At 75.1% G+C, this 3,716-nt stretch carries 4 protein-coding genes; 3 read left to right on the top strand and 1 reads right to left on the bottom strand.

Annotation, left to right across the window (positions count from 1 at the left end; genetic code table 11):
• The 3 genes from ABD308_RS37150 to ABD308_RS37140 all read left to right on the top strand — a co-directional run.
• Positions 1-352 (top strand): glycerophosphodiester phosphodiesterase (locus ABD308_RS37150; protein ID WP_344345003.1); only part of this gene is annotated, 352 nt, incomplete at its 5' end.
• Between the two features lie 273 nt (positions 353-625).
• Complete coding sequence (locus tag ABD308_RS37145; RefSeq protein WP_425554955.1) at positions 626-1,198, top strand: ATP-binding protein; 573 nt, start codon at positions 626-628, stop codon at positions 1,196-1,198.
• Between the two features lie 124 nt (positions 1,199-1,322).
• Entirely contained in the window at positions 1,323-2,309 is a 987-nt protein-coding gene (locus ABD308_RS37140) for a DUF5926 family protein (protein ID WP_344344999.1), read from the top strand.
• Positions 2,310-2,557: 248 nt separating this feature from the next.
• Here ABD308_RS37140 and ABD308_RS37135 read toward each other — a convergent pair whose 3' ends face one another.
• The gene (locus ABD308_RS37135; RefSeq protein ID WP_344344997.1) at positions 2,558-3,214 is read right to left on the bottom strand and encodes a bifunctional DNA primase/polymerase; all 657 of its coding nucleotides are present in this window, start codon (positions 3,212-3,214) and stop codon (positions 2,558-2,560) included.
• Positions 3,215-3,716 lie beyond the last annotated feature (502 nt).

Raw genomic sequence — 3,716 nt, 5'->3', positions numbered from 1 at the left:
CGGGGGGCACGGCGTCAACGCCCGGATCATGAGCTTCTCCTCCGTCGCGCTGGCCCGGGTGGCGGCGGCCGCGCCGCAGTACCCGCGGGTGTTCCTGTTCGAGCGCGGCCTGGTGCTGCGCGGGCGGCTGCGCCCGGGCGCGCCGCTGCCGGGCGGGGCGCGGATCGCCGGTCCGGGCATCGAGCTGGTGCGGGCCCGGCCGGGCCTGGTGACCAGGCTGCGCGAGCTGGGCCACCAGGTGCACGTGTGGACCGTGGACGAGCCGGCCGACGTCGAGCTCTGCCTGGAGCTCGGGGTGTCGGCGATCATCACCAACCGCCCGGCCGAGGTCCTGGCCCAGCTCGGCCGCTGAGGTGATCGCGTGATCCGTGGTACCACTGTGGTGAACCGTTCAACCACCGTCGGCCGTTGATCGCCTTGGTAGGGACTCAAACCTTTCGGCAACGATTTCTGTCGCAATTCATACAGTTTCACGACGGAGGGTGAGCACCGAATCACCTGTCGCGCACCCACGGTGGACAGGCCTCAAATGTCCGTGCGGGATCGCCGCCCGGTCGTTTCCGACGTATTGCCAAGGGGCATCCATCCCTCGGCATACGCTGAAGGAGGTCCGGGGGTGGCGTTGATGGTGGCGCGTGAAGTGCCGACTTCATCGACCATGGCAGTGCCGCACGGCCCAGCGAGTGTCGGGGTCGCACGGCGCCGACTGCGTCGAGATCTGGGAGACCGCGAGATACCGGAACCGGTCATTGATGATGCTGTTCTGATCCTTTCCGAACTTTTGAGCAACGCCTGTCGTTACGCCCGGCCGCTCGGGCCGCTGCCGGCGCTCGGCCGGGGCGCCCGCGCCGAGGTCGTCGGACCGCTGCTGGTCGGCGGGCCGACACGGACCGGCGGGTCCACCGCACCGGGCTCCGCACCGGCCCCCGCGCCCGGGGACGGCGGCGAGGACGCCGGCGGCGTCCTGGTCCGCTGGCAGATGCACGCCGACGGCGTGCTCACCCTGGAGGTCACCGACGGCGGGGCGCAGACCAGGCCGTCGCCGTCCAGCCCCTCGCTGACCTCGCACGGCGGCCGCGGGCTGAGCATCGTGGACCAGCTGGCCAGCGACTGGGGCGTGCGCGACGCCCCGGGCGAGGTGACCGTCTGGGCGGCCCTGCCGGCCCGGGCCCGGCACGCCCGGCGCACCGGCGGCTGACACCGCGGCACCCGACGACGGCGACCGACCACGGCACCCGACGACGGCGACCGCGGCGACCGACGAGCACGGCGACAGTAGGCTGCCGGGAGCACAACACCACCGTTCCCGGGAGAGCCGCACCATGGGCAAGAAGGCCGCCAAGAAGGCGCCGCAGCGCAGCCAGTCCACCCCCGTCGCCACGGGCGAGATCCCCGTGGTCGGAGCCCGGGAGGACTGCCCCTGCGGCTCGGGCCGCCGTTACAAGGCCTGCCACGGCCGCGAGGCCTCGCACGCCGTCCAGGAGCTGGTGCACCGCCCGTTCGAGGGCCTGCCGGGCGAGGCGGACTGGGTGGCGCTGCGCGAGCTGGTGCCCGCCGCCACCGTGCCGCTGACGCTGGCCGCCGGGGTGGCCGGGACCGCCGCCGGCGAGGTGCCCTCGGTCACCCTGGCCACCGTGCTGCCGCTGGCCTGGCCCGCGCTGCGCCGCCAGGACGGCTCGATCCTGCTGGGCCTGCAGACCCAGTCGTCCTCCGGCGACCTCAGCCGCGACCTCGCGGACGCCCTGGAGCTGGCGCTGGCCACCGAGCCGGGCACCCCGGTGCCGGCCCGCCGGACCGTGCCGGGCGGCCGCCGGCTGCAGGACCTGCTGGACACCACCGCCGCCTTCGAGCCGGCCGTGCACACCGGCTTCGAGTTCTGGCTGGAGGACGCCGAGACCGCGACCGGCGAGGTGGCCGCCTCGCTGGAGCGCGCCAACGCCTCGGCGATCCCCACCGAGAAGCTCGCCGGTGTCGACTCCGCCTACTGGTGCGGCACCCCGGAGAAGAACCACCTGCGCTGGGTGATGACGGTGCCGGAGGAGCGGCTGCTGGACGCGCTGGCCCGGCTGACCGCCGCCGAGCGGTCCGCGATCGGCCCGGACACCCGCCTGGTCGGCTCGTTCCGGGCGCACGGCCTGACCGTCCCGGTCTGGGACCTGCCGCTCGACATGACCGCGGCCGACTGCGAGAAGCCGGCCGCGGAGTTCGCCGAGCGGCTCGCCGAGACGCTCGCCGACCCGGCCCCGCTCACCGCCGACGAGCGGCGGGCCCGGGCGAACCTGGTGAACCGTCAGGTCACCCTGAACTAAAGGCGGGACGGAACACCGGGTACTCCCGGCGGATCGAACGTGATACGCGTCACATTGTCGCCCGCGACCCGCAATTTCCGGGCTGCGAGGGCGTCTTGGAAATTGGCGCGGGCGCGGATCCTTGTTACTGTCTAAAGAGTCCGGTCGCTGGTGCATCCCCCGTCGCCAGCGGCCGGATCTTTTGTTTTCCGGACATCCCACGCCGGGACCGGTCGGCCGTGCCCGATCAGTACGGCGGCGACGGTTCGTCAGTACGTCGGGCGGCCGCTGTCCAGCTGGACCGCCGCCGCCACCAACTCGCCCAGCAGCGGCTCGACCTGCGGGAGCCAGACGCCGCCGTCGGTCCCCTGGCGGGGCGGCAGCACCCAGCGCACCCGGTCGCCGTCCCCGCCGCCGGGCGGCAGCGGCAGGAAGCCGCCGGCCCCGTGGTAGCGCAACGATCCCGGCACCCGGGGCAGTTGGACGAGCGCCTCGCCGAGCGCGTCGAGCGAGTAGGGGGCGACCAGCATCGCGTAGCGTCCCGGCATCGCCACGACCGGGCCGAGCCGCAGCCGCAGGGCGGCCAGGTAGGCGAGCGCGCGGGCGCCGGCCGCCGCCGGCAGGCTGACCGCGCAGACCGCCCGGCCGGTGGCGAGCAGCACCGGGGCGTCCGGGCAGCGCCGCTCCCACCACCAGCGCACCATCCGGGCGTCGGTGGTGGCCGCGAGCAGCGGCGGGTCGTGGGGGTGGGCACCCGGGACCGGGCAGTCCGGGTCGCCGCAGGAGCAGTGTCCGCCGGCGAGCGGGACGGTGGCGGGGACGACGGGCCAGTGGTGCCCGGTGGCCGCCGTCAGGGCCCCGGCCAGCCGGGCCGCCCGGGCCGCCGACCGGGTCCTCGGGTCGTCGCGCCGTGGGTTGTCGCGCATTGGCACCCGTTCCTTTCCGTGACCGCTGGGTGGCTCCGCCCCGCGGTCGCCGGACCGGCCGCCGCCGCGCGTCCGGGGGCGCCGGACCGGCCCGCGAACCGGAGGGAGGGCACCGCCCGGGTCCGCGCCTGAGCCGGGCCGCGGGCGCGCGGGGCGGGGCGGGCGGCGGTACGGACGGCGGTGCGGACAACGGCGCGGGCCTGGAGCACGCGGTGGAGCACGATGTGAAAGGGCCGTGGAATAGAACAGCCCTTGGAACGAGAATCCCGTATGCGACCGGATGGACGCCGCCCGGCCGCGGTTGGTTCCACCGTACGAGTGAGTCGCTTCCGGCCGACCCGGCCGGCCGGCGCCAGGGGCATACGATCCGGACGGCCGCCGGAGCCGTCCCCCCGGTTCTGCCCGTTCACCGGCCGCTCCATGCCCGACGGGCGGGCGCGCCGCTTCCCGCCGGACCCGTACGGCCCGCCCGGCACGCGGATGTACCGCACCGGGGACCTGG

This window comes from Kitasatospora putterlickiae (genome assembly GCF_039527695.1).
Lineage (GTDB): Bacteria > Actinomycetota > Actinomycetes > Streptomycetales > Streptomycetaceae > Kitasatospora > Kitasatospora putterlickiae.
Note: the sequence above shows the minus strand (reverse complement) of the source record. Positions and strands in the feature narration are given on the sequence as shown.

What these genes read in the sequence shown, in the direction of transcription:
- ABD308_RS37145 (WP_425554955.1), top strand. Translation starts at nt 626, where the DNA reads ATGGTGGCGCGTGAAGTGCCGACTTCATCGACCATGGCAGTGCCGCAC.
- ABD308_RS37140 (WP_344344999.1), top strand. Translation starts at nt 1,323, where the DNA reads ATGGGCAAGAAGGCCGCCAAGAAGGCGCCGCAGCGCAGCCAGTCCACC.
- ABD308_RS37135 (WP_344344997.1), bottom strand. Translation starts at nt 3,214, where the DNA reads ATGCGCGACAACCCACGGCGCGACGACCCGAGGACCCGGTCGGCGGCC.